Origin of the sequence: Nonomuraea cavernae, from assembly GCF_040655715.1 — a bacterium.
In the GTDB taxonomy this organism is placed as follows: Bacteria; Actinomycetota; Actinomycetes; order Streptosporangiales; family Streptosporangiaceae; genus Nonomuraea; species Nonomuraea cavernae_A.
In genome coordinates, this window is the sequence record NZ_JBFAKL010000030.1 from 73,796 (window position 1) to 97,107 (window position 23,312).

A 23,312-nucleotide genomic window follows, 5' to 3' on the forward strand; every position below is an offset into this window, starting at 1 on the left:
CCTCCAATCCGGCTCAGCTCGTCAGCGCCTTGACCACTTCTTTCGCGATCTCCTCCGCGCCCTTCATGAGCACGTCTTCGGGCACCGGCCTGGTGTCGCCGCCACGGGCCAGGATCTCGCCGCCTTTGTTGTCGGTGCCGTGGTAGCGCACGGTGATCGTCGCGTTGCCCATGACGATGTGCGTCCAGACGTTCGTGGTGCCCTTGAGGTTGCCTGTGTACATGGCGTGAGCTTCGTCACCGACGCCCTCGAACGTCCTCATCTCACCGTACGTGCTCAGATACTGCAGGCCGGGATTCTCCTCTTTGGTGCCGGCCATGTCGCGCATCGAGCGGAAGTTGGACTCGGCGTCCTCCCTGGCGTCGTCGACCGTGGGCCAGACGTTGACGGCCAGGGAGATGCTGCGCCATTCGAGGTAGCCGTTCTTGATGTTCTTGCCTTGCGGGGTCCACTCGCAGCCCTTGCGGAGGGCCCCGTAGCCGTCCTTCTGGACTCCTGGCGCCGACTCGGTCTTGGGCGCGAGCCGCGAGGTCAGGCTCGCGGGGAGCAGGTCGCACACTTCGGGCACGGCTTTCAGCGCCGGGAAGGTCGAGGTGGCCGCCGGGGTCTCGGAGCCGGCCGACGTGGGCTGCTCGGAGGCGGTGGGCGGGCCGTCGGACGGCCGCTCGCTGGGCAGCGTGGAGGGCAGGTCCACCGTGGGCGGCGGCGTGGACAGCGCGACCGGCGGGCTGCCCTGACCGGCGTCGCGCACCGCGATGAGCCCGCCACCGAGCACCGCCACCGCGGCGGCGCCCGCCAGGATCCCCTTGGCCCACCCCGGCGTCTTCGACGTCGCGGGACGCTCGCCTCCCGCGTCCGGCCAGAAGGAGCCGGGTGGCACCGGCGGCGCCGGCGGAGCTCCTATCACGGCCACCCCCTATGTACGGCTATGACGAATGAGATGTCTGTTTCAGGTGTCAAGCACCGAAATATAGCGAACTCGGAGCGACAAACACTATGGTCTCCAGCGTGCCTGGACAGGGGGATTCAAAAATCGCAGGCCGCTACCGAGTGTTACGCGCGCTCGGCCAGGGAGGTATGGGGACGATCTGGCTGGCTCACGACGAGCTGCTCGATCGCCAGGTGGCCATCAAGGAAGTGCTGCTGCCCCCGTCTCTGGACGAGGCCGGGCGGGCGGAGGCGCTCCAGCGCGCCATGCGCGAGGCGATGGCGGCCGCCCAGCTGCGCCATCCCGGGATCATCACGATCCACGACGTGCTGCAGCAGGACGGCAGGCCGTGGATCGTCATGGAGCTGCTCAGGGGCCGCGACCTCAAGGAGGCCGTGGCCGCCGAGGGGCCCTGGCCGCCCGAGCGCGCCGCGCGGCTCGGCCTGCGGGTCCTGGAGGCGCTCTCGGTCGCGCACGCGCACGGCATCCAGCACCGGGACGTCAAACCGGCCAACGTGTTCCTGAACGACGACGGCCGGGTCATCCTCACCGACTTCGGCATCGCCCGCCTGGAGGACCAGGCGACGATCACGGAGTCGGGCCTGCTGATCGGCTCGCCCGGGTTCATCGCGCCCGAACGGCTGCGCGGCGAACGCGGCGGGCCCGAGTCCGACCTGTGGTCGCTGGCCGCCACGCTGTACGCCGCCGTCGAGGGCCAGGCGCCTTACACCGGCACCTCTCCGCTGTCGGTGCTGCGTGACGCGCTCACCCTGCCGCCGAGGCCACCGCAGCGAGCCGGTCATCTCGGCCCCGTGCTGATGGCGATGATGGCCCGCGAGCCGTACCAGAGGCCGGTCCCGCAGGCCGCGGAGCAGATGCTGCGGCGTGTCGCGGACGGCGGACAGGCGCTGGCCCCGCTCGCACCCGCCAAGCGGACCGGCCGGGCACCGATCCTGGCCGGCGCGGTGGTGGTCGTGGCCGCGGCGGCGGCCGTCGCGTTCGTCGCCCTGCGGCCGGACGAGCAGCCACCGGCGCCCCGGCAGGCGTCCACACCGGCCGCGGCCCCGACGATCGCCCCGACGAGCGCGCCGACCCCGGCGGAGACGACCTCGGCGCCCACGCCGGAACCCGAGCGGACCGCCAGGTTCACCTCAGCGCTCAACCTCTGCACTCTGCTCACGACCCGCCAGGCCGGGCAGTTCGTCCCGGGCGCGGGCAAGGGCAAGAGGGGCGGCGACTCCTGCGAGTGGACGACCCGCGGCAAGGGGCTCCAGGTCAGGGTGCTGTCCAACAGCCAGCTCCAGGACCAGTGGAGCGGGGCCGTCGAGGACGCCGAGGAGCAGTACGCCAACTCCCGCAACAGCCGCGGCAGGGAGGGATCCAGGATCACCTGGAGCTGGCCGGAGATCGGTCTGGCCAAATCCATCACGCAGCCCCGCCGCAACGTACAAGATCTGAAGGGGATCGGCGACGAGGCGTTCAGCTACGAACTCGTCAACCCCGACGGGCACCCCGAGCACATCACGCTGGTCTTCCGGCTGAGCAACATCAACGTCGAGGTCAGCCACGTCAACGCCGACAAGATCGGCAAGGACGCCGCACTGCGCGCGGCGACGCGCGACGCCGCGCGGCGACTCGCCAAAGCACTAGACGGCCAGGAGTGAGGCAATGAACCAACCACGACTCGTGGGCGGCCGCTACGAGCTGCTCGACCAACTGGGCCGGGGCGGCATGGGCATCGTCTGGCGCGCGCGTGACGTCACCATCGGCCGGGAGGTGGCCGTCAAGCAGGTGCTGCTCCCGCCCGGCCTCTCCCCCGCCGACCAGGCGGCGTTGCGCCATCGCCTGATCCACGAGGCCCGCACCGCTGCCGGGATCCGCCATCCCGCCGTGGTCGCCGTACACGACGTGGTCGAGGACGCCGGCGAGCCGTGGATCGTGATGGAGCTCGTCCGCGGCCGGTCGCTCGACCAGGTCGTCAAGACGGGCGGGCCGATGTCCCCGTCATGGGCGGCCTCGGTCGGGCTCTTCGTACTGTCGGCGCTGGCCTCCGCCCACGCGCGGGGGCTGCTGCACCGCGACGTCAAACCGGGCAACGTGCTGCTCGCCGACGACGGACGCATCCTGCTGTCCGACTTCGGCATCGCCGCCCCCGCCGGCACCGCCCAGCAGGGCGCCACGCCGGTGGGCACGGCCGGGTTCGCCGCGCCGGAGTGCCTGACGGATGGCGTCGTGCCCGGCCCTCCGTCCGACCTGTTCTCGCTCGGGGCGACGATCTACGCGGCGGTCGAGGGGGTGCAGCCGTTCCAGCGCAACACCGCGATGGCCACGCTGGGCGCGGTGATGACCGAGCCGCCCGCTCCGCCGCGACGGGCGGGCGCGCTCGCCCCGTTGCTGATGGCCCTGCTCGCGAAGGATCCGGCGCACCGGCCCGACGCGCGCACGGTCCGCCGGCTGCTGGAGAAGGCGACCGGGCAGCCGGTGGCGGCCGTGAGTTCGCCCGCGGCCGCGTGGGTGGTGCCGCGCGTGGCCGCGTTCGGCTCGGCCGCCGCCGTGGTGGTGGCGTTCGTGGCCGCCGTCACGCTCATCCTCACCACGTCGTCGTCGGCCACGCGGGCGGAGCCGGCACCGTCGGCGGCCGAACCGACGGCGAACCCGCGGACCGGCGACCCGGCCGGCGACCCCACTGACGCCCCCAGCGGCGACCCGACCGGTGCCGTGCCCACCGAGTCGGCCGGTCCCAGTGCCTCCCCGGCCGCCACGCTGCCCCCGGGCAAGTTCTCCAAGGTGCCGCGACCCTGCGTGCTGCTCACCAGGCAGCAGGCCACCCAGCTGGTCGGCCCGTACGTCACCTCGTCGACCGATCCGTCCTTCAAGTGCGCCTGGGGCACCACCGGGCTGCCCGCGAAGGGCAAGGAACTGGGCCTCTACCTCACGCTCTGGCTCTATCCGCAGCAGGGCGACGGCTACGAGAGCACCCTGGCCCAGGAGCACGTGGCCGGGGTCAGGAAGGCGGCCGAGGACAAGGCGGGCAGGGGCGGCTCCGGTGAGAAGCAGGGCGAGGTCTTCGAGATCTCCGGAGCCGGGGACGAGGCGATCGCCTACGAGCTGGCCAAGACCCGGTTCGGCAGCGGCAAGGAGTTCGAGGTGCATGTGACGTTCCGCACCGGCAACATGGTGGGCGAGTTCCGCTTCAACCGTGACGTGGCCAAGGACCCCGCCCTGCGGGACAAGGCCGCCCAGGCCGCCAAGTGGCTCGTCGCCGGCCTCGACGCCAAGGCCTCCTGACGCCATGAGAACGATCGCCGGACGCTACCTGCTGCTCGCGCCGCTCGGCGCGGGCGGCGCGGGCACGGTGTGGCGGGCCCGCGACGAGCTGCTGCACCGTGAGGTCGCGGTCAAGGAGGTACGCCTGCCGCCGGGCGAGGACCGGGGTCAGGCGCTGGTCGACACGTTGCGCGAGGCCCGCGCGGCGGCGTCGCTCAGCCATCCCTCGATCATCACCGTGCACGACGTGATCTCGGAGGACGGCCAACCGTGGATCATCATGGACCTGCTGGCCGGTCGCTCCCTGGGCGACCTGGTCAGGCAACACGGCCCGCTGCCGGTCGGCCAGGTGGCCACGGTCGGCCTGCGGGTGCTCGACGCGCTGGAGGCCGCGCACCGCCGGGGCATCCTGCACCGAGACGTCAAACCGGGCAACATCATGATCACCGACGCGGGCGAAGTGGTGCTGACCGACTTCGGCATCGCCGCGCACACCGCCGACGTGCCCGCCACCCACGCGGCGTCCGGCCACGTCCCCGGCTCTCCCGGCTACATCGCGCCCGAGCACCTGCGGGCGGAGCGGGCCGGCCCGGCCGCCGACCTGTGGTCGCTGGCCGCCGCCCTCTACCTGGCCGCCGAGGGCAGGCAGCCGTTCGACCGCGACTCGACGATGGCGGTCATCGCGGCCGTGCTCACCCAGCCACCACCGCCACCGGTCAACGCGGGCCCGCTCGGCGGCCTGCTGCTGGCCATGCTCGACAAGAACCCGGCCGCCCGGCCGCACCCGCACGCGGTCGCGGCGCACCTGCGGACGCTGGCCACGCCCCTGCCCGGCCGCCCTCGCGAGGCAGCCGCTGTCACGGTCCCGGTGCGGGCCCGCCCGCGACGTTCCCGCCTGCTGTTCGGCGGCCTGGCAGCCGGTACGGCGGCCACGGTCACGGCGGTCGTCCTGCTCAACGGCACCGGATCACCGGCCGCGACCACGGCCACCACCACGACCGTCACGCCTCCCTCCCTCACGGTGCCGGCCGGGCCGGCCACCCCGCCCCCGGCCACCGCCACGGCACCCCCGACGCCGGTGGCCAGGGGCGACGGCAGGTTCGCCGAGCCGCCCAGGGCCTGCAAGCTGCTCACCGAGGACCAAGCCGAGGACATCCTTCCCGGCGGCCGCTCCCGCCAGCCCCGTATGTACGACGAGAGCGAGTGCTACTGGTCCGCCGGCTCGCTCGGCCTGCTCGAGAACACCTCGATCATCCTCAAGGTCAAGCACACCGGCGAGATCGCGGCGGCCGAGCGGACGTTCGCCCAGACCGTGAAGTCGCGCGACGCGGCGGCCGGCAGCGCGGAGACCGTGACGGTCGGCCGCACCAGGCGCGTGTCCGCGGGCGACGAGGCCGCCGCCCAGGACAAGGAGGCGGGGATCACCACCACCTCGACCACCACCGTCTGGATGCGCGTCAGCAACGTGATCGTCCAGATCGAGGTCAGCCATCCCAAGCGTACGAAGGTGACCGAGGAACTCCGCGACACCGCAGTCACGACCGCCCGCGCGGTGGCCGACACCCTTCAGAAGGCGTCATGAACCCCAACCAGCGAGACCAGTCCCCGACCGTGGCCGTGCAGCGCACCGCTCCCACCCAGCAGTCCCGGCCGGGGCTGCGGGTGACGCCCGTGATGCTGGGCGCGGCCATGACCGTCGTCGTGCTCATGCTGTTCACCGTCGTGTTCCTGCTCACCCGCGAGCCCGAGCCGGCCGCCTCGGCCACTCCGGCCGCGACGCCGCCCGCACAGGCGGGAACGGCCGCGCCCGAGCCGTCGCCGAGCGAGCAGTCCCCGACGAGCGAACCCGCCCCGACCGGCCCCGCCACGATCACCAAGGAGGCCGACCCGTGCGCGCTGGCCGACGAGGACCTGGTCAAGAAGCTCACGCTCTATCCCGACGACAAGTCGCAGATCCGGGCGGACGAGTGCGAGTGGTCCACGCTGCCCCGGGGAGCCTCTCTGCCGGACAACATGTCGTTCCAGCTCAGGGTGTACGTGAAGGTCTTCCCGGGCGATGTGGCGGCGGCGCATGAGCAGCACGTGGCGCAGCGGCAGGAGGCCGTGCTGCTGGCCCGCGACTCCTCCCCCGCCGACCCGCCCATCGGCGACTCCTCCTGGACCACCCGCTTCACCATGCCCGGCGGCACCGGCAACGGCCCGACCACGGCGACCGTCGGCGTACGGGTCAGCAACGCCGTGATCCAGGTGGTCTACCAGCGACGCGTCCCCGAGGACCCGTCGGACAGGCTCACCAAGGGCGCGCTGGAGATGGCCACGGCGATCGCCACCAAGCTCGGCACCGGCGATTGACGGTCGCCGTCAGAGCGTCAGCCGCGGTGCCGGGAGAACCAGGCCGAAGAAGTCCCGCGCGGCGTTCGCGCCTCGCCGGTGGCGCCGGACCTCGAAGATGATGTGGAAGACTCCGATCATGACCTCAGAGACGATCAACGCGGCGCGCGCGGGCACCTGGCGGCTCGGCGACCTGACCGTCAACCGGATCGGCTTCGGCGCGATGCGCCTGACGGGCAGCGCCGCCTTCGACCTCGGCACGCCGAGCGACCGCGACCGGTCGATCAGGGTGCTGCGGCGCGCGATAGAGCTCGGCGTCAACCACATCGACACCGCCGCGTTCTACTTCTCCCCTTTGCGTTCCGCCAACGAACTGATCAATCGGGCGCTGGCCCCGTACCCTGACGATCTGGTCATCGCCACCAAGGTCGGCCCGAGCCGGGATTCTTCGGGTGCGTGGCTGCCCTGGGCCGCGCCGGAGCAGCTGCGCGGCCAGGTCGAGGAGAATCTACGCCAGCTCGGTCGTGACCACCTCGACGTGGTGAATCTGCGCCTCAGCGGACCCGGCCCGATCGCCGAGCATTTCGGCGCGCTGGCCGACCTGCGCGAGGCCGGGCTGATCCGGCACCTGGGCATCTCCAACGCCAGGCCGGAGCAGCTCGCGGAGGCGCAGTCCATCGCGCCGGTGGTCTGCGTGCAGAACCGGTACGGCCTCGACTCCCGCAGCGCCGGCGATGACGCGTTCCTGCGGGCGTGCGGCGAGCAGGGCATCGCGTTCGTGCCCTTCTTCGCGATCGCCGGTGAAGGGGGCGCGGCGGGCGCGAGCGGCACCGACAGTGAGGAGGTTCTCGCCGTCGCACGAGCCCACGGCGTCACGCCGGCGCAGGTCCGCCTTGCGTGGACGCTGCGGCGCGGGCCGCACGTGCTGGCCATCCCGGGCACCGGCAACCCCGATCACCTGGTCGCCAACGTGGCCGCCGGTGCGCTGCGGCTCTCGGAGGAAGACCTGGCCCGCCTTGACTCACTTCACCAAGGTGGAGACGCCGACTGACCGCATCGCGCGTCGAGGTGCATGAGCGAACCCGGACCAAAGAGTCCACACCACCCTGACCGCCGTGACCAGCGGTCTCCTGGTCCCGTCCAACTACTGGAGAGCAGCCGAGGTGATCACCTCCGTGGAGTCACTCAACGCTCCCGGCGGCAACGAGCTGCGCGACGCTTATCAGGAACTATGCGCGTCAGCACATTGATGTAAGGGCCATCGCCGCCACTGCGATGGCCGAATGAACAATGCACCGCGCGGGTCAGAGGTCGCCGAGGCCGAGTTGGCGGGCGATGAGCATGCGCTGGACCTCACAGGATCTCCGACACGAGGGATCACGGCCTGCGCCACCCAAGCCGCATGGCCACTGAGGGAATTTGCCATCGGGCGCCTTCCGTCATCTCTCGCGGATAAGTGTCCAGGTTCAATACCAGCACCGCTCGCTGGTTACGCCAGTCCGGTGCTGGTGGCGATCCGCCGCCGGATAGCAGCCAACGCACGATCCGCCTTGGAGAAGTCGATCCACGATCCCCTGCCGTCCTCGGTACTGACCTTCGTTGTCACCGTGAAACGGTCGCCAGGCACTATGAGGGTGAACCGCTCTGCCACGGTGTGTTTTTCCTCGGCATCGACGAAGGCGTAAGTAGGCTCGGCGTCCTCAGTCTTCTGAGCGCCCGGCGGAAGATCCAGCCGAACGGTCTTGACATTCACGGAGACGATGTCCCGATAACGGTATTCGCTCGTCTGTTCCTCGGGCTCACGCATGCCCGTGATAGAGTCCAAGGTCGTCCGATACGCCCCCAGCTTATAATCTGCCATACACACCACGAAGACCGTATAGCGAGAGGCGATGTAACGGTCTCCAACTCGGCGGTGCCGCACCAATTTGGTCTTCGGTGGGTTAGCAGGTCCCACTATAACGAGTGGGTCAGTGATGCGCCCTGTGTTGTGCAGCTCCTCCATCACGATGCCCAAACGGGTCAGGGCCCGATCTACGATGACCGCGACATCGTGCTTGAACCAGCGGGTTATCTGGGTTTCGTCGGGAAGGTTCTCCTCATAGAGGCGCTGCTGTTCTCGATACTCTCCCATGGCGCGACGGAAAAGTCGGCCCTGCCGCCAGTTGACGAATAGCGCCTTGAATGTCAGCCAGCCACCAAGGGAAACCGCACCGGCACCCAACATGCCGATATATGGAGCGGGTGACATCAGCGACCACCAAGGAGCCCCGTACCCTGCCAGCAGAGCGATGGCGACCCAGACGATGACACCGCCGCCAACTAGAGGAAGAAGGCCGAAGGCCGGGTTGAGACGTGGTTGCCGCACCGGTGTTGCCGGGACCGGGGTGAACAGTGTACGCATTCGATGTTCACGCTCTCCCCGCTCCTCTTCGCTGATCAAGGTCAGCATCGCAGTCGGCGTGGTGCCACCGGGGGTGACCCGTTGATCGAGAGTCTTCCAGGTCAGTGATTCGCGAACTGAGATCGCCGTCACGATCCGCCGCGCCCACCCAAGATCTAGGTTCTCACTCGCACGCTGTACCTCATCAGAGGAGTTCGTCTCGCGCAAAAACGCGTGATCGAGGTCTTCGTTGAAGATGGCCATGAGGACAGTGGCCGCTGCCGAGCCAGGATCGAGTTCGCAAGCCCGAGACAAGAGCGTGTGAACCTCGTTCTGGATGCGATCCGAAAGAGCACGAGGCCGTCTCCCCTGCAGTCTGGCCAGGGCGTTCTCTACCCGCACTTCGGCCATCTTCTCCGCCGTCGAGGCAGGTTCGGACTTCAGGTAATCCGCGTAATGCTCGCAGGCCTGTGTCCACCGCCTTTCCTCCAGGGTCCGGCGGGCCGTGTTGAGACGCTCCTCAGGCGGCCGATCTTCGCCGTAATAGTTCTCGATATTCTGCTGGTTACCGACCGGGGCGTGATTGTTAACGTGCATCTCGCTCTGGTCAGGCCCGACCGGAACCGTGTCATCGGCGAGATCCGTCATCTCACCCCCCGACGATCGCCGATATGGCGGTTATCGCACTGGCGACCTTGGCGACGTCGTCAGCGGACGCTCCGCCGACCGCGAGCAGGTCCCGCAGCCTCTGAAGTGCGCCTTTCAACCGGCCGGTAGGCTGGCCATTCGCCTCGTTCAAGCTCGCCTCGACTTCGGCGACCACCTCAGATCCCACGCTCTCTGGGATAACTCCGGCTTCGATCAGCTTCCTAAGATGCGCCACTCCGACTTGAAGATCGTCTCGCGAGAGGGCGACACTATGGTCGATATTGGTCTGGTTGGTTATTGATCCCAGATTGTTGACCTGCATGTTGTCCCTCGCTCGGTTCCATGACCGCCATCTCTGACGTCTGTGGTCGAGGAGCGGTTGCCCCCTCTCGGTAAATCGTTCCAGAGAGTTGGGATGTTGCAAGTTTCTTATAGGTCGCAGCCGGGACACCACTCACAAGGAGGGACTGCACCAGCTGCGGCACTTATATGCGAGCCTCATGCTCGCGGCCGCCGTCTCCGTCAAGGAACTGGCGAATACCTGGGACACGCGGATCCCGCCTGCACGCTCAATCAGAGGTCGCCGAGGCCGAGTTGGCGGGCGATGAGCATGCGCTGGACCTCGCTGGTGCCCTCGCCGATCTCGAGGATCTTGGCGTCGCGGTAAAAACGGCCGACCGGGAACTCGTTCATGAAGCCGTAACCGCCGAAGATCTGGGTGGCGTCGCGGGAGTTGTCCATGGCCGCGTTGGACGAGACGAGCTTGGCGATCGCCGCCTCCTTCTTGAACGGCACCCCGGCCAGCATCTTCGCGGCCGCGTGGTAGTAGGCCAGGCGGGCGGTGTGGGCGCGGGCCTCCATGTCTGCGATCTTGAACTGGATGGCCTGGTAGTGGCCGATCGGGTGACCGAACGCCTTCCTGTCCCTGACGTAGCGCAGGCACTCGTCGACGCAGCCCTGCGCGAGGCCGACACCGACGGCCGCGATGGCGACGCGGCCCTCGTCGAGGGTCTGCAGGAACTGCGCGTAGCCCCGGCCGCGCTCGCCGAGCAGGTTGGCGGCGGGCACGCGGCAGTCGGAGAACGACAGCTCACGGGTGTCGGAGGCGTTCCAGCCGACCTTGGAGTACTTCTTCGACACGGTGAACCCCGGGGTGCCGCTCGGCACGAGGATCGTGGAGATCTCCCGCTCACCGGTGAGGGCGGCTACGGCGACGAGGCCGGTGATGTCGGTGCCGGAGTTGGTGATGAACGCCTTCGTGCCGTTGATCACCCACTCGCCGCCGTCCAGCACGGCCGTGGTGCGCATGCCGCCCGGCACGTCGGAGCCGCCACCGGGCTCGGTCAGGCCGAACGCGCCGAGCATCTCGCCCGAGGTCAGCCGGGGCAGCCACTCCTCGCGCTGGGCGGGCGTGCCGTAGCGGTAGATGGGCATCGCGCCCAGCGACACCGCGGCCTCCACGGTGATCGACACGCTGGAGTCGACGCGGGCCAGTTCCTCCAGGGCCAGGCAGAGGGCGAAGGAGTCGCCGCCCATCCCGCCGTACTCCTCGGGGATGGGCAGCCCGAACAACCCCATCGCGCCCATCTGCCGCACGATGTCGTACGGGAACTCCTCGCGCTCGTAGTAGTCGCCGATCACCGGGGCGACGACGTCACGGGCGAACGCCTCGACGGTCTTGCGCAGCTCTTCGTACTCGCTGGTGAGCTCGCTGGTGAACATGGGTGTCAGCCTTTCGACAGGGCCTGGACGACGCGGGAGGGGCTGGGGCGGCCGAGCCGCTCGGCCAGCCAGGTGCTGGTGGCCACGAGCTTGCCGAGGTCGAGGCCGGTCTCGATGCCCAGGCCGCGCAGCATCCAGACGAGGTCTTCGGTGGCGAGGTTGCCGGTGGCCGACTCGGCGTAGGGGCAGCCGCCGATGCCGCCCGTGGAGGCGTCGACGGTGGTGACGCCGGCCTTGAGCGCGGCCAGCGTGTTGCCGAGCGCCTGGCCGTACGTGTCGTGGAAGTGCACGGCCAGCCGGTCGGGTTCGCGGAACGCCTCGATCAGGGCGGTCACGTGACCGGGCGTGCCGACGCCGATGGTGTCGCCGAGCGACAGCTCGTGGCAGCCGAGCCCGAGCAGCCGCTCGCCGACCGCGACGACCTGCGCGATCGGCGTCTGACCTTCCCAGGGGTCGCCGAAGCACATGGAGACGTACGCGCGGACCTTGACGCCGTTGTCCAGCGCCCTGGCGACGACCGGCTCGAACATGTCGAACTGGCTTTCCAGGCTGCGGTTGAGGTTCTTGGCGGCGAACGTCTCGGTGGCGCTGGCGAACACCGCGATCTCCTCGACGTCATGGGCCAGCGCCCGGTCGAGACCGCGTTCGTTGGGCACGAGCACCGGGTAGCGGATCCCCGGCCGCCGGTCGAGCCCGGTCAGCAGCTCCTCGGCGTCGGCCAGTTGCGGGACCCATCTCGGGTGCACGAAACTGGTCGCCTCGATCACCTTGTGCCCGGCGTCGGCGAGGCGGTCGATGAACTCCGCCTTCACCTCGACGGGGATGATCGCGGACTCGTTCTGCAGCCCGTCACGCGGCCCGACCTCGTAGACGGTGACGTGCTGGGGAAGCCCCGCCATCGGGTACGGCCGGCTCATGAGACCTCCTCGGGCGTGACCACGGCCAGGACGGCGTCCATGTCGACCGGCTGGCCCGCCTGCACGCGCAGCTCGGCGACCAGGCCGTCGAGGGGGGCCGTCACGGTGTGCTCCATCTTCATGGCCTCCACGATCAGCAGTGGCTGGCCCTCGCTGACCCGCTCGCCCTGCTGGGCCTTCACCACCAGGACGGTGCCGGGCATCGGGCTCCTGACCACGCCGTCACCGGCCCCGGCCGCGCCGGGACGGTCGCCCGGGTCGCCGATGCGGTGGCGGGTGACGGCCCAGGCCGCGCCGCCCCTGCCGAGCCAGAGCGTGTCGCCCCGGCGGACGTGGGCGTAGTGCTCGGCGCGGTCGCCGAGGGTGACGGTCAGCGTGTCGCCGTGGCGCCGGACCCGGGCGGGGACGCCCCGCCCGCCGCTGCCGGCACCCTCCGGAACGACGCCCTCGGCATCCGCGCCGGCCGAGGCCGGGACGCCGGGAAGGTCGTGGGGGCGTACTTCGGCCGCCCGCTCCGGCAGGCCGCGGACCTGGACGGCGTGCGGCCCGTCGCGGGCCTCCAGCCGCCAGGTGGTCCAGGCGGGCCGGCCGACCCGCCAGCCGTCGGTGGCGTCCCACGGGTCGCCGCTCTGCGGCATGGTGTGGAAGACGAGCGCGGCGGCGGCCAGCACCTCGGCGGGCACCTCGGCCGCCGGCAGCAGGCCGGGCAGGATCCGCTCGACCAGCCCGGTGTCGAGCCGGCCCGCCCGGACCTCCGGGTGCGTGACCAGGGCGCGCAGGAACGGGATGTTGGTGGTGACGCCGAGGATCGCGGTCTCGCCCAGCGCCCGGTCGAGCCGCCGCAGCGCGGCCTCCCGGTCGGGCGCCCAGGCCACGACCTTGGCCAGCATCGGGTCGAACTCACTGCCGACGACCCCGCCCTCCACCAACCCGGAGTCGACCCGGACGCCCTCGGGCTCGCGCAGCGCGAGGACCGGGCCGCCGGTGGGGAGGAAGCCGCGGGCGGGATCCTCGGCGTAGAGGCGGGCCTCGACGGCGTGTCCGTCAAGGCGTACCTGATCCTGGGTGAGCGGCAGCGGCTCGCCGGCGGCCGCCCGGAGCTGGAGCTCGACCAGGTCGAGGCCCGTGACCAGCTCGGTGACCGGGTGCTCCACCTGGAGGCGGGTGTTCATCTCCATGAAGTGGTGCTCGCCGGTCGTGCCGTCGACGATGAACTCGACCGTGCCCGCCCCGACGTAGCCCACCGCGCGGGCGGCCTCCACCGCGGCCGTGCCCATCCGGTCGCGCATCGCCGCGTCCACGAACGGGGACGGCGCCTCCTCGACGATCTTCTGGTGCCGTCGTTGCAGGCTGCACTCGCGTTCGCCCAGGTGCAGGACGTTGCCGTGGGTGTCGGCCAGCACCTGGATCTCGATGTGGCGTGGGTTCGCGACGTAGCGCTCGATCAGCAGGGTGCCGTCGCCGAACGCCGCGCGGGCCGTACGGCGGGCCGACTCCAGCGCGTCGGGCAGCTCGGCGGCGGACCTGACCAGCACCATGCCCTTGCCGCCGCCCCCTGCCGAGGGCTTGATCAGCGCGGGGAAGTCGGCCCAGGCGGTCAGCTCGTCGTCCGGCTCGGCGCCGCCCGGCACCACGGGGACCCCGGCGGCCGACACGGTGGCCTTGGCGCGGATCTTGTCGCCCATCGCGTCGATCGCCTCGGGCGGCGGGCCGACGAAGACCAGCCCGGCCTCGGCGCAGCGGCGGGCGAACTCGGCGTTCTCGGCGAGGAAGCCGTATCCGGGATGGACGGCCTGGGCGCCGGACTCGACGGCCGCCGCCACCATCGCCCCCATGTCCAGATATTTCGGGACCTGGAGGGCTATGTCGGCGTCGAGGACGTGGCGCGCGCCCGCGTCCGACGCGGTGTGGACGGCCACCGACGTGACGCCGAGCCGGCGCAGGGTGCGGATGATCCGGACCGCGATCTCACCCCGGTTGGCGATGAGCACCCGGTCGAACATGTGCGGTGAAGGAGCCATGCGATCACATCCGGAAGACGCCGTAGGCGACGGGGTCGAGCGGGGCGTTGGCCGCCGCGGAGAGGGCCAGGCCGAGCACGGTGCGGGTGTCGAGGGGGTCGATCACGCCGTCGTCCCAGAGCCTGGCGGTGGAGTAGTAGGGGTTGCCCTGGTGTTCGTACTGGGCGCGGATCGCGTCGCCGTCGGCGTCGCCCACGGTGGTGAGCACGTTGGCGGCCTGCTCACCGCCCATGACCGAGATGCGGGCGTTGGGCCACATCCACAGGAACCTGGGCGAGTAGGCCCGCCCGGCCATCGCGTAGTTGCCCGCGCCGAACGACCCGCCGATCACCACGGTGAACTTCGGCACCCGCGCGCACGAGACCGCCGTGACCATCTTGGCGCCGTGCTTGGCGATGCCACCCGCCTCGTACGCCTTGCCGACCATGAACCCGCTGATGTTCTGCAGGAACACCAGCGGGATCTTCCGCTGGTCGCACAGCTCGATGAAGTGGGCTCCCTTCATCGCCGACTCGCTGAACAGGATGCCGTTGTTGGCGACGATCCCGACCGGGTGGCCGTGCAGGTGGGCGAAGCCGGTGACCAGCGTGGCGCCGTACTCGGCCTTGAACTCCAGGAACCGCGACCCGTCGACGAGCCGGGCGATGACCTCGCGCACGTCGTAGGGCTGCCGGGTGTCGGCGGGCACGATGCCGTAGAGGTCGCGCGGATCGTGCGCGGGCTCCTCCGGCGGGATCGTGTGCCACGGCCGCTCGGCCCGGGGAGCCAGCGTGGAGACGATGCCGCGGACGATGGCCAGCGCGTGCGCGTCGTCCTCGGCCAGGTGGTCAGTGACGCCGCTGACCCGGGAGTGCAGGTCGCCGCCGCCGAGCTCCTCGGCCGTGACCTCCTCGCCGGTGGCCGCCTTCACCAGCGGCGGGCCGCCCAGGAAGATCGTGCCCTGGCCGCGCACGATGACCGCCTCGTCGCTCATCGCCGGCACGTACGCGCCGCCGGCCGTACAGGATCCGAGAACGGCGGCGATCTGCGGGATGCCCCGCGCGGACATCGTGGCCTGGTTGTAGAAGATCCGGCCGAAGTGCTCACGGTCGGGGAACACCTCGTCCTGGAGGGGCAGGAACGCGCCGCCGGAGTCGACGAGGTAGACGCACGGCAGCCGGTTGTGCAGCGCCACCTCCTGCGCGCGCAGGTGCTTCTTGACGGTGATCGGGTAGTAGGTGCCGCCCTTGACGGTGGCGTCGTTGGCCACGATCACGCACTCGCGCCCGGCGACCCTGCCGACGCCGGTGATGATGCCGGCGGCGGGCGCCTGGTCGTCGTAGAGCCCGCCGGCCGCCAGCGGGGACAGCTCCAGGAAGCGGGAGCCGGGGTCGAGCAGGCCGTCGACGCGGTCACGCGGCAGCAGCTTGCCCCGCTCGACGTGCCGCCGCCGCGACCGCTCGGGACCGCCCAGAGCCGCCGCGGTGAGCCGCTCCAGCAGCTCGGCGGCCAGCCGCTCGTTGAGCTCGGCGTTGCGCTTGAAGAGCTCGCCGCCGGGGTCGGCGGACGACTTCAGCACCGGCCAGTCGCTCATGACATCCCTTTCATCATGTGCGAGATGTTAGTCATCATTAACGAAACCGTCTAGCATGTGAGACGTGACGACTGCCCGGACACCTACCCGCAATCGCGGCAACCGGCGCACCGAAATCCTCGACGCCGCCGCGAGGCTGTTCGCCGCCCGCGGCTTCCACGGCGTCTCGATCGAGGACATCGGAGGGGCGGTCGGCATCTCCGGCCCCGCGCTCTACCGGCACTTCAGCGGCAAGGAGGCGCTGCTCGCCGAGATGCTGCTCGGCATCAGCTCGCGGCTGCGCGAGTCGGCGGTAGCCGTCGTGACCGCGTCCGGCGGGCCGGCCGAGACGCTCGACGCGCTGCTCAACACGCAGATCACGTTCGCCCTGGAGCAGCCCGCGCTGATCACCGTGCACGACCGCGAGCTGGGCAACGTGCCCGAGCCCGCCCGGCGGCAGATCAGGCGGCTGCAGCGGCTCTACGTCGAGGAGTGGGTGACCGTGCTGGCCGAGTTGCACCCGTCGTGCCCGGCGGCGCGGCTGCGCGCGGCCACGCACGCCGTCTTCGGCCTGCTCAACTCCACCCCGCACAGCGCCGGCGAGCTGCCGCCCGAGGCCATGCGGCCCCTGCTGCACGCGATGGCGCGGGCCGCGATCGAGGCCGCAGTTAACGCTCGCTAACACTCTCCGCATTCACCGAAAACGCCTTGTCGGCTCAACTATCTAGATATATCGTCAAGGTATCTCGATAGTTGGAGGTGTTGTTCATGCACGCTTGGGACGATCATCCGGGCTTCCCCCCGATCCCCCACGGCGCGACCGTTCCCCCGTTCCCCCATGGCTCGGTCGTTCCCCCGACGCCCTTCCCGCCGGTGCATCCACCGCCGCCACTCCCCCCTGCGGGCTGGGAGGGCGACGCGCCCCGCGTCCGGCGAGGTGACGTGCGGGCGGCGCTGCTGACCCTGCTCGCCGAGGAGCCGAAGAACGGCTACCAGATGATCCAGGACATCGAGGCCCGCAGCCGGGGCGTGTGGCGGCCGAGCCCCGGCTCGGTCTACCCCGCGCTCCAGCAGTTGGAGGACGAGGGCCTGGTGACCGGCGACGAGTCCGGCGGCACCCGCACCTACCGGCTGACCGAGCAGGGCCGCGCGCAGGCCGATCGGCAGCTCGGCGCCGAGGCCCCCTGGGACGAGGTGGCCCGCACGATCCCCGAGGACCGCCACGAGCTGCGCCTGCTGTGGGCCCAGCTCAACGAGGCGTTCACGCACCTGACGCGCACGGCCAACGACCAGCAGGTCGTCGCGGCCAAGCAGTTGCTCAGGCAGACACGTAGATCCGTTTTCCAGATCCTGGCGGAGGACTGATGCCCGACCAGACGGCGGTGACCGTACGGCGGTTATCCAAGAGCTATGGGAAGGTCGAGGCGGTCAAGGGCGTCGACTTCGAGGTGGCGCCCGGTGAGGTGTTCGGCTTCCTCGGCCCCAACGGCGCCGGCAAGACCACCACGATCAGCATGCTGTGCACGCTGGTCAACCCCACGGGCGGCAGCGCCACCGTCGCCGGCTACGACGTCGTCCGCCAACGCGATGACGTACGCCGCAACATCGGCCTGGTCTTCCAGGACCCGACCCTCGACGGCTACCTGAGCGCCGAGCAGAACCTGCGCTTCCACGCGGAGCTGTACGGCGTGCCGAAGAGCGTGGTCGGCGACCGGATCCGGCAGGTCATGGAGATGGTCGCGCTCTGGGACCGCAAGGACGCCAAGGTCATGACGTTCTCCGGCGGCATGAAGCGGCGGCTGGAGATCGCCCGCGGCCTGCTCCACTCGCCCCGGGTGCTGTTCCTGGACGAGCCGACCGTCGGGCTCGACCCGCAGACCCGCTCGGCCATCTGGGGCTACATCAACCAGCTGCGGCGCATGGAGGACATCACGATCTTCATGACCACGCACTACATGGAGGAGGCCGAATACTGCGACCGGATCGCGATCATCGACCACGGCGAGATCGTCGTCATCGACTCGCCGGAGGCGCTGAAGGCCAGCGTCGGCAAGGACCGGGTGCAGATCCAGACCGGTGACGACGCGCGCGCGATCGAGGCGCTCCGGGAGAGGTTCGGCCTCGACGCCGCCGTGCACGAGGGCGCGGTGACCTTCGCCGTGGCCTCGGGCGAGGAGTTCGTGCCCCGGCTGTTCGCCGAACTCGGCATGCCGATCACCTCGGTCAGCGTCTCGCGGCCCTCGCTCGACGACGTGTTCATGTCCTACACCGGCTCCACGATCCGCGACGCCGAAGCCGGTGACGACACGATGGCGTGGATGCGCACGATGGCGAGGCGATGACGATGGCGACCGAGACGATAGCCGTCCGGACACCCGCGCGCGGCGCGGGCCACGACCTCCGGGCGATCAAGGTGGTGCTGCATCGCGAGATGTTGCGCTTCGTCAACGACCGGACGCGCATGCTGTCGATGCTGCTGCAGCCGGTGCTCTGGCTCTTCGTCATGGGCACCGGGCTGGGTTCGCTGGTACAGGGCTCGATCCCGGGCGTCGACTTCCGTACGTTCATGTATCCCGGCATGATCTCGATGACCGTGATCATGACCGGTATGTTCTCCGCCGGCTCGATCGTGTGGGACCGCGAGTTCGGCTTCCTGCGCGAGATGCTCGTCGCCCCCGTCTCGCGAGGGGCGATCGTCGTGGGCAAGTGCCTCGGCGGCGCGCTGGTGGCCACCGGGCAGGGCGTCATCATCCTGGCCATGGCCGGGCTCGTGGGCATCCCCTACTCGCCGGCGCTGATGCTCACGCTGCTGGCCGAGATGTTCCTGGCCGCCTTCACGATCACCGCCTTCGGCGTGCTGCTGGCCGCCCGGATGAAGAACATGCAGACCTTCTTCGGGCTGATGCAGATGGCGATCATGCCGATGGTGTTCCTGTCGGGAGCGATGTTCCCGCTGGCCAACCTGCCGTCGTGGCTGCACTTCCTCACCGTGATCAACCCGATGACGTACGCGGTGGATCCGATGCGGCAGGCCGTCTTCTCCCACCTGGACGTCCCCGCCCAGGTGAACGCGGTGCTCAATCCCGGGGTCCAGTGGTTCGGCTACCAGGTGCCGGTGCCGCTGGAACTCGGCCTGGTGGCGGTGCTCGGCGGGGTGCTGCTGATGTTCGCGGTCGCGCAGTTCCGCCGGGCGGAGTGAAGGTTTCTCAGATCTGGCTGCGACGGCTCGATCACGGAGGGTAGGTTTCCCGATGTGCGGCCCCTCCCCCCGAAAGGATCGGACATGCTTGACCTCCAGCAGGGATTTCGTGACCTCGAGACCCGGGTCTCGGCCCTTGAGGCTCGTACAGTGAGTGGCGTGCCTGACATGAGCATCGCCGAGCGCTTCACCGCCCTGCACGATCGCGTGAGCGTCGTCGGGCAGAACATCCTCGCCAGGATCGACACCCGGATCGAAGAGGTCCGGATGGAGATGCGGGAAGGCTTCGCGCAAGTCGACCAGCGGTTCGAGCAGATCGACCAGCGGTTCGAGCGCGTCGAAGGGAGCTTGACCGAGATCAAGGCGCTGCTCGTGGGCATGGGCGCGCAGGCGCCCGACAGCCGGGTCAACTGAGTGGATGAGGCCCGGGGCGGGCGCCCCGGGCCTCGGTGTCGCGCTGGTGAGATGGTTACCGCTTGACGCGGACGTAGTCCCTGCGGCTGGTGTCGCCCCAGGTGTCGTCGTCACCGCGGAAGACGAGCTTCCACCAGCCCGACTTCCAGCCCTTGACCTTGGTGTAGACCTTGCCGCTGTCGTTGGACCAGGTCGACTTCACGTACTGCCATGTGCGCGAGCCGGCCGGCTTGAAGTAGAGCCGCACCTTGCCGGAGTAGCCCTCCCAGGAGCCCTCGTCGTCGACCTGCAGCTTGCCGCGGAACTTCACGTACTTGCCGCGCTTGACCGGCTCCGGGTAGGCGTTGAACTTGATCAGGCGGGTGTCGGCCTTGTCGACCTGCACCGGCGGCGGGGTGGGCTGGACGACGCGGACCCAGTCGGTGCCGCTGGCCGAGCCGTTGATCCCCTTGGTTCCGGCGTACTCCGCGCGCCACCAGCCCGAGGTCTCGGCCGTGGTGGAGGCCCAGAAGCGACCGTCGCGGCCGGTCACGTCACTGGTGACCCACTGCCAGCGGTCGGTTCCGTGTGCCTTGAACACGATGTTCACGCGCTGGCCGGGTAGTGAGCGCCAGCCCTCGGCCTGGAGGGCGCCGGTGAAGGTGAGCTTGTCGCCCTTGTCGACCGGGTCGGGATGGGCGTCGAACCCGACGATCCGGCTGTCGCGGTCGCGGCGCTTGACGTCGACCCGGTCGGTGTCGCTGACGGAGGACCTGGCGAACGCGTCGCCGCCGAACTCGGCCCGCCACCAGCCGGTGTCCTCGGCCTTCACGTGGGCGGAGAACCAGCCGTTGGCGGCGGTCGTCGCCTTGGTGACGTGCCGGTAGGCGTCGGTGCCCTTGGCCCGGAAGGTGATCGTCACCGACTTGCCGCCGTAGCCCTTGCCATCGGCGAGGAGCTGGGCGGAGACCCTGATCCGGTCGCCTCTGTCGACCAGGTCGGGGTTGGCGTCGAAGTCGACGATCTTGGTGTCGAGTGCCTTGCGGACCTCGAACGTGCCGTTGACGGACTTCTCACCGTCGCCGTGGGCGATGGCGAGGAAGCTCCACTGGCCGGCGTTCGCGGCCTCGAAGCTCTTGGTGCCGGTCCACTTGGTCCACTGGCCGAACGGCTTCGGCGTCAGCGCGACCTGGCTGCCGACGCTCGCGCCGGGCGGCTTGAGCTGGAGCTCGGCCTTGCCGGTGTCCTTCGTGGTGAACGAGAACGTCGCCGTGACCGGCTTGTCGAAGATGACGATCGGCGATGCGGGACTGATGGCTACGGGGGAGATGCTCGGCGCTTTGGCCGCGGCCGACGCGGGTGTCGCCAGGACGAGTGTCCCGGCGCCCATCGCCAGCACGAGGGCGGCCGCGCGCATGCGTTGTAACATGCGGGTTCCTTTCTGGAGACCCCAGGAGTTTCAACGCGGCATTGAGGGTGCCACGCGTATCTATCTCAGTAGACGTATAAATCCCGTCAATGGTTTAGAGATCTGACAAGCTGTTATTGATCGCTGTCAATCGGATCGGTCCAATTAACATGTGACCTCAGACCGGGAGACGTGGACCGCTCCAGGGAGACATAATCGGTTTTGTGGCGCGCGACACTGTTGAGACTCACTTCACCCAGGCCGTTGCGACGCTCAAGGCGGGCGCGGCCCGAGATCCCGGGCAGCCCCTTCGCGAGGGCGGTCCGCTGACCGGCGAGCAGTGCCGCACGTTGTTCCAGCGCCAGCTCGACAGCCGCATCCTCGACATCGCGGCCCGCTGGCTCCGCGAGCAGCAGCAGGGTCACTACACGATCGGCTCGGCCGGGCACGAGGGCAACGCGGCCGTGGCCGCCGCCCTCCGGCCGGACGATCCGGCGCTGCTCCACTACCGTTCGGGCGCCTTCTACCTGACCCGGTCCGAGCAGGCCGGGCGCCTGCCCGAGCAGGGCATCCGCGACGTCCTGCTGGGGCTGACCGCCTCGTCCGAGGAGCCGATCGCGGGCGGCCGGCACAAGGTGTTCGGCCATCCCGACCTGGCGATCATTCCGCAGACCTCGACGATCGCCAGCCACCTGCCCCGGGCCGTGGGCGTGGCCTTCGCCATCGAGCGGGCCCGCGCGCTCGGCGTCACCGCGGCCTGGCCCGGCGACGCGATCGCCGTGTGCAGCTTCGGCGACGCCTCGGTCAACCACGCGACCGCGCTGTCCGGCTTCAACACCGCCGCCTACGCCACCCACCAGGGTCAGGCGATGCCGATCCTGTTCGTGTGCGAGGACAACGGCCTCGGCATCAGCGTGCGCACGCCCAAGGGCTGGGTGGAGGCGGCGGCACGGCGTCCCGGCATCGCGTACTTCTCCGGCGACGGCTGCGACCTGGCCGACGCCTACGACGCGGCGGTGCGGGCGGTCCGCCACGTGCGCACCCACCGCTCCCCCGCGTTCCTGCACCTGAGCACGGTCCGGCTGATGGGCCACGCCGGGTCCGACGTCGAAACCGCCTACCGCAGCCAGCGGGAGATCCGCGCCGACCTCGAACGCGACCCGCTCATCGCCTCCGCCCGCCTGCTCGTCGAGGCCGGCCTGATCACGCCCGACGAGCTGCTCAGGAGATACGAGCTGTCGCGCGAGCACGTGCTGCGCATCGCTCTGGAGACCACCCGCACCCCGCGGCTCGGCTCGGCCAAGGAGATCATGGAGCCGCTGGCGCCACGCCGCGCCGACATGATCGCCAAGATCAGCCCGGTGGCCGCCGAGAGCACGGTCAGGGAGCGGGCGTTCGCCGGAGCGCCGCCCGAGGCGGAGCGGCCGTTGACGCTGTCGCAGTCGATCAACCGCACGCTGGCCGACGCGCTCGCCGTCTACCCCGAGATGATGGTCTTCGGCGAGGACGTCGGCCGCAAGGGCGGCGTCTACGGCGTGACCCGGGGCCTGCAGAAGCGGTTCGGCGGCAACCGGGTCTTCGACACGCTCCTCGACGAGCAGACCGTCCTCGGGCTGGCGCTCGGCGGCGGGGTGTCCGGGCTGCTGCCGGTGCCCGAGATCCAGTACCTCGCCTACCTGCACAACGCGCTCGACCAGATCCGTGGCGAGGCCGCGACGCTGTCGTTCTTCTCCCAGGGCTCGTACGTCAACCCGCTGGTGGTCCGGGTCGCCGGCTACGGCTACCAGAAGGGGTTCGGTGGCCACTTCCACAACGACAACGCGGTCGGCGCGCTGCGGGACATCCCCGGCCTGGTCATCGCCTCGCCGTCGCGCCCCGACGACGCGTCGGCCATGCTGCGCACCTGCCTGGCCGCCGCCCGCACCGAGGGGTCGGTGTGCGTGTTCCTGGAGCCGATCGCGCTCTACCACACGCGTGACCTGTTCGACGAGGGCGACGACGGCTGGCTGGCGCCCTACGCCCCGCCGGCGCGCTGGCGGGAGACCCATGTGCCGATCGGCCGCGCGCGCTCCTATGGCGACGGGCGCGACCTGACGATCGTGACGTTCGGCAACGGGCTGCGGATGAGCCTGCGGGCCGCGGTCCGGCTGACGCAGGAGGGCTACAGCTGCCGGGTCCTCGACCTGCGCTGGCTGGCGCCGCTGCCGGTCGAAGATCTGCTGCGGGCGGCCGAGCTGACGGGCACGGTGCTGATCGCCGACGAGACCCGCCACACCGGCGGCGTCTCGGAGGGCATCGTGGCCGAACTCGTCGACGCCGGCTTCACCGGGCAGATCGCACGGGTGACGTCGGCCGACAGTTTCATTCCGCTGGGCGCCGCCGCCGATCACGTACTGCTGTCGGAAGAAGAGATCGAACAGGCCGCTCGTAAACTACTCGGCTGATTATGCGACCTGTCGCATGATGACTGCATCTGTTAACAAAGCAGAAACGCTGATAGTTTAGGGAGCGCTCCCAATAGATCTTGGGCGAGGTGCATCGTG

20 protein-coding genes are annotated in these 23,312 nt (G+C 70.0%); 12 read left to right on the forward strand and 8 right to left on the reverse strand.

Annotated elements, in window-relative coordinates; genetic code table 11:
* Positions 1-13: 13 nt before the first annotated feature.
* Positions 14-907, reverse strand: a complete 894-nt coding sequence (locus AB0I38_RS33275; protein ID WP_358489635.1) for a hypothetical protein — start codon at positions 905-907, stop codon at positions 14-16.
* Between the two features lie 89 nt (positions 908-996).
* Between AB0I38_RS33275 and AB0I38_RS33280 the strand changes: the two genes are divergently transcribed.
* From AB0I38_RS33280 to AB0I38_RS33305, 6 genes are all read left to right on the forward strand, one after another.
* On the forward strand, positions 997-2,592 hold the full coding sequence (locus AB0I38_RS33280; RefSeq protein WP_358489640.1) for a serine/threonine-protein kinase: 1,596 nt from the start codon (positions 997-999) through the stop codon (positions 2,590-2,592).
* Between the two features lie 4 nt (positions 2,593-2,596).
* Positions 2,597-4,216 (forward strand): serine/threonine-protein kinase, encoded by a 1,620-nt coding sequence (locus AB0I38_RS33285; protein ID WP_358489644.1) that lies wholly within the window; start codon positions 2,597-2,599, stop codon positions 4,214-4,216.
* 4 nt (positions 4,217-4,220) lie between these two features.
* Positions 4,221-5,777, forward strand: a complete 1,557-nt coding sequence (locus AB0I38_RS33290; protein ID WP_358489647.1) for a serine/threonine-protein kinase — start codon at positions 4,221-4,223, stop codon at positions 5,775-5,777.
* Positions 5,774-6,547, forward strand: a complete 774-nt coding sequence (locus AB0I38_RS33295; RefSeq protein ID WP_358489649.1) for a hypothetical protein — start codon at positions 5,774-5,776, stop codon at positions 6,545-6,547. The genes AB0I38_RS33290 and AB0I38_RS33295 overlap by 4 nt, the downstream gene beginning before the upstream one ends.
* 118 nt (positions 6,548-6,665) lie before the next feature.
* Positions 6,666-7,577, forward strand: a complete 912-nt coding sequence (locus AB0I38_RS33300; protein ID WP_358489651.1) for an oxidoreductase — start codon at positions 6,666-6,668, stop codon at positions 7,575-7,577.
* 64 nt (positions 7,578-7,641) lie between these two features.
* Entirely contained in the window at positions 7,642-7,776 is a 135-nt protein-coding gene (locus AB0I38_RS33305) for a hypothetical protein (RefSeq protein WP_358489654.1), read from the forward strand.
* Between the two features lie 239 nt (positions 7,777-8,015).
* On the opposite strand, the gene AB0I38_RS33310 is transcribed toward AB0I38_RS33305, so the two are convergent.
* The 6 genes from AB0I38_RS33310 to AB0I38_RS33335 form a co-directional block, all read right to left on the reverse strand.
* Entirely contained in the window at positions 8,016-9,557 is a 1,542-nt protein-coding gene (locus AB0I38_RS33310; RefSeq protein WP_358489656.1) for a hypothetical protein, read from the reverse strand.
* 1 nt (position 9,558) lies between these two features.
* A complete protein-coding gene (locus AB0I38_RS33315) occupies positions 9,559-9,879 on the reverse strand; it encodes a hypothetical protein (RefSeq protein WP_358489659.1) in 321 nt (106 codons plus the stop codon).
* A gap of 251 nt (positions 9,880-10,130) precedes the next feature.
* Complete coding sequence (locus AB0I38_RS33320) at positions 10,131-11,279, reverse strand: acyl-CoA dehydrogenase family protein (protein ID WP_358489664.1); 1,149 nt, start codon at positions 11,277-11,279, stop codon at positions 10,131-10,133.
* A 5-nt stretch (positions 11,280-11,284) separates the two neighbouring features.
* The gene (locus tag AB0I38_RS33325; protein WP_358489666.1) at positions 11,285-12,196 is read right to left on the reverse strand and encodes a hydroxymethylglutaryl-CoA lyase; all 912 of its coding nucleotides are present in this window, start codon (positions 12,194-12,196) and stop codon (positions 11,285-11,287) included.
* Positions 12,193-14,217 carry a biotin carboxylase N-terminal domain-containing protein gene (locus tag AB0I38_RS33330; protein ID WP_358489671.1) on the reverse strand — a complete coding sequence of 675 codons (2,025 nt, stop codon included), beginning with the start codon at positions 14,215-14,217 and terminating at the stop codon, positions 12,193-12,195. The genes AB0I38_RS33325 and AB0I38_RS33330 overlap by 4 nt, the downstream gene beginning before the upstream one ends.
* Positions 14,218-14,221: 4 nt before the next feature.
* Positions 14,222-15,790 (reverse strand): carboxyl transferase domain-containing protein, encoded by a 1,569-nt coding sequence (locus AB0I38_RS33335; protein ID WP_358489675.1) that lies wholly within the window; start codon positions 15,788-15,790, stop codon positions 14,222-14,224.
* Between the two features lie 64 nt (positions 15,791-15,854).
* Here AB0I38_RS33335 and AB0I38_RS33340 point away from each other — a divergent pair, with 64 nt between their 5' ends.
* The 5 genes from AB0I38_RS33340 to AB0I38_RS33360 all read left to right on the forward strand — a co-directional run bounded on the left by AB0I38_RS33340 (position 15,855) and on the right by AB0I38_RS33360 (position 19,382).
* A complete protein-coding gene (locus AB0I38_RS33340) occupies positions 15,855-16,451 on the forward strand; it encodes an SACE_7040 family transcriptional regulator (RefSeq protein WP_358489676.1) in 597 nt (198 codons plus the stop codon).
* A gap of 86 nt (positions 16,452-16,537) precedes the next feature.
* Positions 16,538-17,134: a PadR family transcriptional regulator gene (locus AB0I38_RS33345; RefSeq protein WP_358489678.1), complete on the forward strand. Its 597-nt coding sequence runs from the start codon at positions 16,538-16,540 to the stop codon at positions 17,132-17,134.
* Positions 17,134-18,111 carry an ATP-binding cassette domain-containing protein gene (locus tag AB0I38_RS33350; protein ID WP_358489683.1) on the forward strand — a complete coding sequence of 326 codons (978 nt, stop codon included), beginning with the start codon at positions 17,134-17,136 and terminating at the stop codon, positions 18,109-18,111. Before AB0I38_RS33345 ends, AB0I38_RS33350 begins: the two co-directional genes overlap by 1 nt.
* Entirely contained in the window at positions 18,084-18,968 is an 885-nt protein-coding gene (locus AB0I38_RS33355; RefSeq protein ID WP_358489686.1) for an ABC transporter permease, read from the forward strand. Before AB0I38_RS33350 ends, AB0I38_RS33355 begins: the two co-directional genes overlap by 28 nt.
* A 159-nt stretch (positions 18,969-19,127) precedes the next feature.
* Positions 19,128-19,382: a hypothetical protein gene (locus AB0I38_RS33360; RefSeq protein WP_358489688.1), complete on the forward strand. Its 255-nt coding sequence runs from the start codon at positions 19,128-19,130 to the stop codon at positions 19,380-19,382.
* Between the two features lie 55 nt (positions 19,383-19,437).
* Here AB0I38_RS33360 and AB0I38_RS33365 read toward each other — a convergent pair whose 3' ends face one another.
* On the reverse strand, positions 19,438-20,790 hold the full coding sequence (locus AB0I38_RS33365) for a hypothetical protein (RefSeq protein ID WP_358489691.1): 1,353 nt from the start codon (positions 20,788-20,790) through the stop codon (positions 19,438-19,440).
* 203 nt (positions 20,791-20,993) lie between these two features.
* Here AB0I38_RS33365 and AB0I38_RS33370 point away from each other — a divergent pair, with 203 nt between their 5' ends.
* Positions 20,994-23,213 (forward strand): thiamine pyrophosphate-dependent enzyme, encoded by a 2,220-nt coding sequence (locus tag AB0I38_RS33370; protein ID WP_358489694.1) that lies wholly within the window; start codon positions 20,994-20,996, stop codon positions 23,211-23,213.
* Positions 23,214-23,312 lie beyond the last annotated feature (99 nt).

Excerpts from the sequence above, each read along its gene's own strand:
- AB0I38_RS33290 (WP_358489647.1), top strand. The coding sequence starts at position 4,221 with ATGAGAACGATCGCCGGACGCTACCTGCTGCTCGCGCCGCTCGGCGCG.
- AB0I38_RS33315 (WP_358489659.1), bottom strand. The coding sequence starts at position 9,879 with ATGCAGGTCAACAATCTGGGATCAATAACCAACCAGACCAATATCGAC.
- AB0I38_RS33320 (WP_358489664.1), bottom strand. The coding sequence starts at position 11,279 with ATGTTCACCAGCGAGCTCACCAGCGAGTACGAAGAGCTGCGCAAGACC.
- AB0I38_RS33365 (WP_358489691.1), bottom strand. The coding sequence starts at position 20,790 with ATGTTACAACGCATGCGCGCGGCCGCCCTCGTGCTGGCGATGGGCGCC.
- AB0I38_RS33335 (WP_358489675.1), bottom strand. The coding sequence starts at position 15,790 with ATGAGCGACTGGCCGGTGCTGAAGTCGTCCGCCGACCCCGGCGGCGAG.
- AB0I38_RS33345 (WP_358489678.1), top strand. The coding sequence starts at position 16,538 with ATGCACGCTTGGGACGATCATCCGGGCTTCCCCCCGATCCCCCACGGC.
- AB0I38_RS33280 (WP_358489640.1), top strand. The coding sequence starts at position 997 with ATGGTCTCCAGCGTGCCTGGACAGGGGGATTCAAAAATCGCAGGCCGC.
- AB0I38_RS33325 (WP_358489666.1), bottom strand. The coding sequence starts at position 12,196 with ATGAGCCGGCCGTACCCGATGGCGGGGCTTCCCCAGCACGTCACCGTC.
- AB0I38_RS33350 (WP_358489683.1), top strand. The coding sequence starts at position 17,134 with ATGCCCGACCAGACGGCGGTGACCGTACGGCGGTTATCCAAGAGCTAT.
- AB0I38_RS33285 (WP_358489644.1), top strand. The coding sequence starts at position 2,597 with ATGAACCAACCACGACTCGTGGGCGGCCGCTACGAGCTGCTCGACCAA.
- AB0I38_RS33310 (WP_358489656.1), bottom strand. The coding sequence starts at position 9,557 with ATGACGGATCTCGCCGATGACACGGTTCCGGTCGGGCCTGACCAGAGC.
- AB0I38_RS33295 (WP_358489649.1), top strand. The coding sequence starts at position 5,774 with ATGAACCCCAACCAGCGAGACCAGTCCCCGACCGTGGCCGTGCAGCGC.
- AB0I38_RS33300 (WP_358489651.1), top strand. The coding sequence starts at position 6,666 with ATGACCTCAGAGACGATCAACGCGGCGCGCGCGGGCACCTGGCGGCTC.
- AB0I38_RS33330 (WP_358489671.1), bottom strand. The coding sequence starts at position 14,217 with ATGGCTCCTTCACCGCACATGTTCGACCGGGTGCTCATCGCCAACCGG.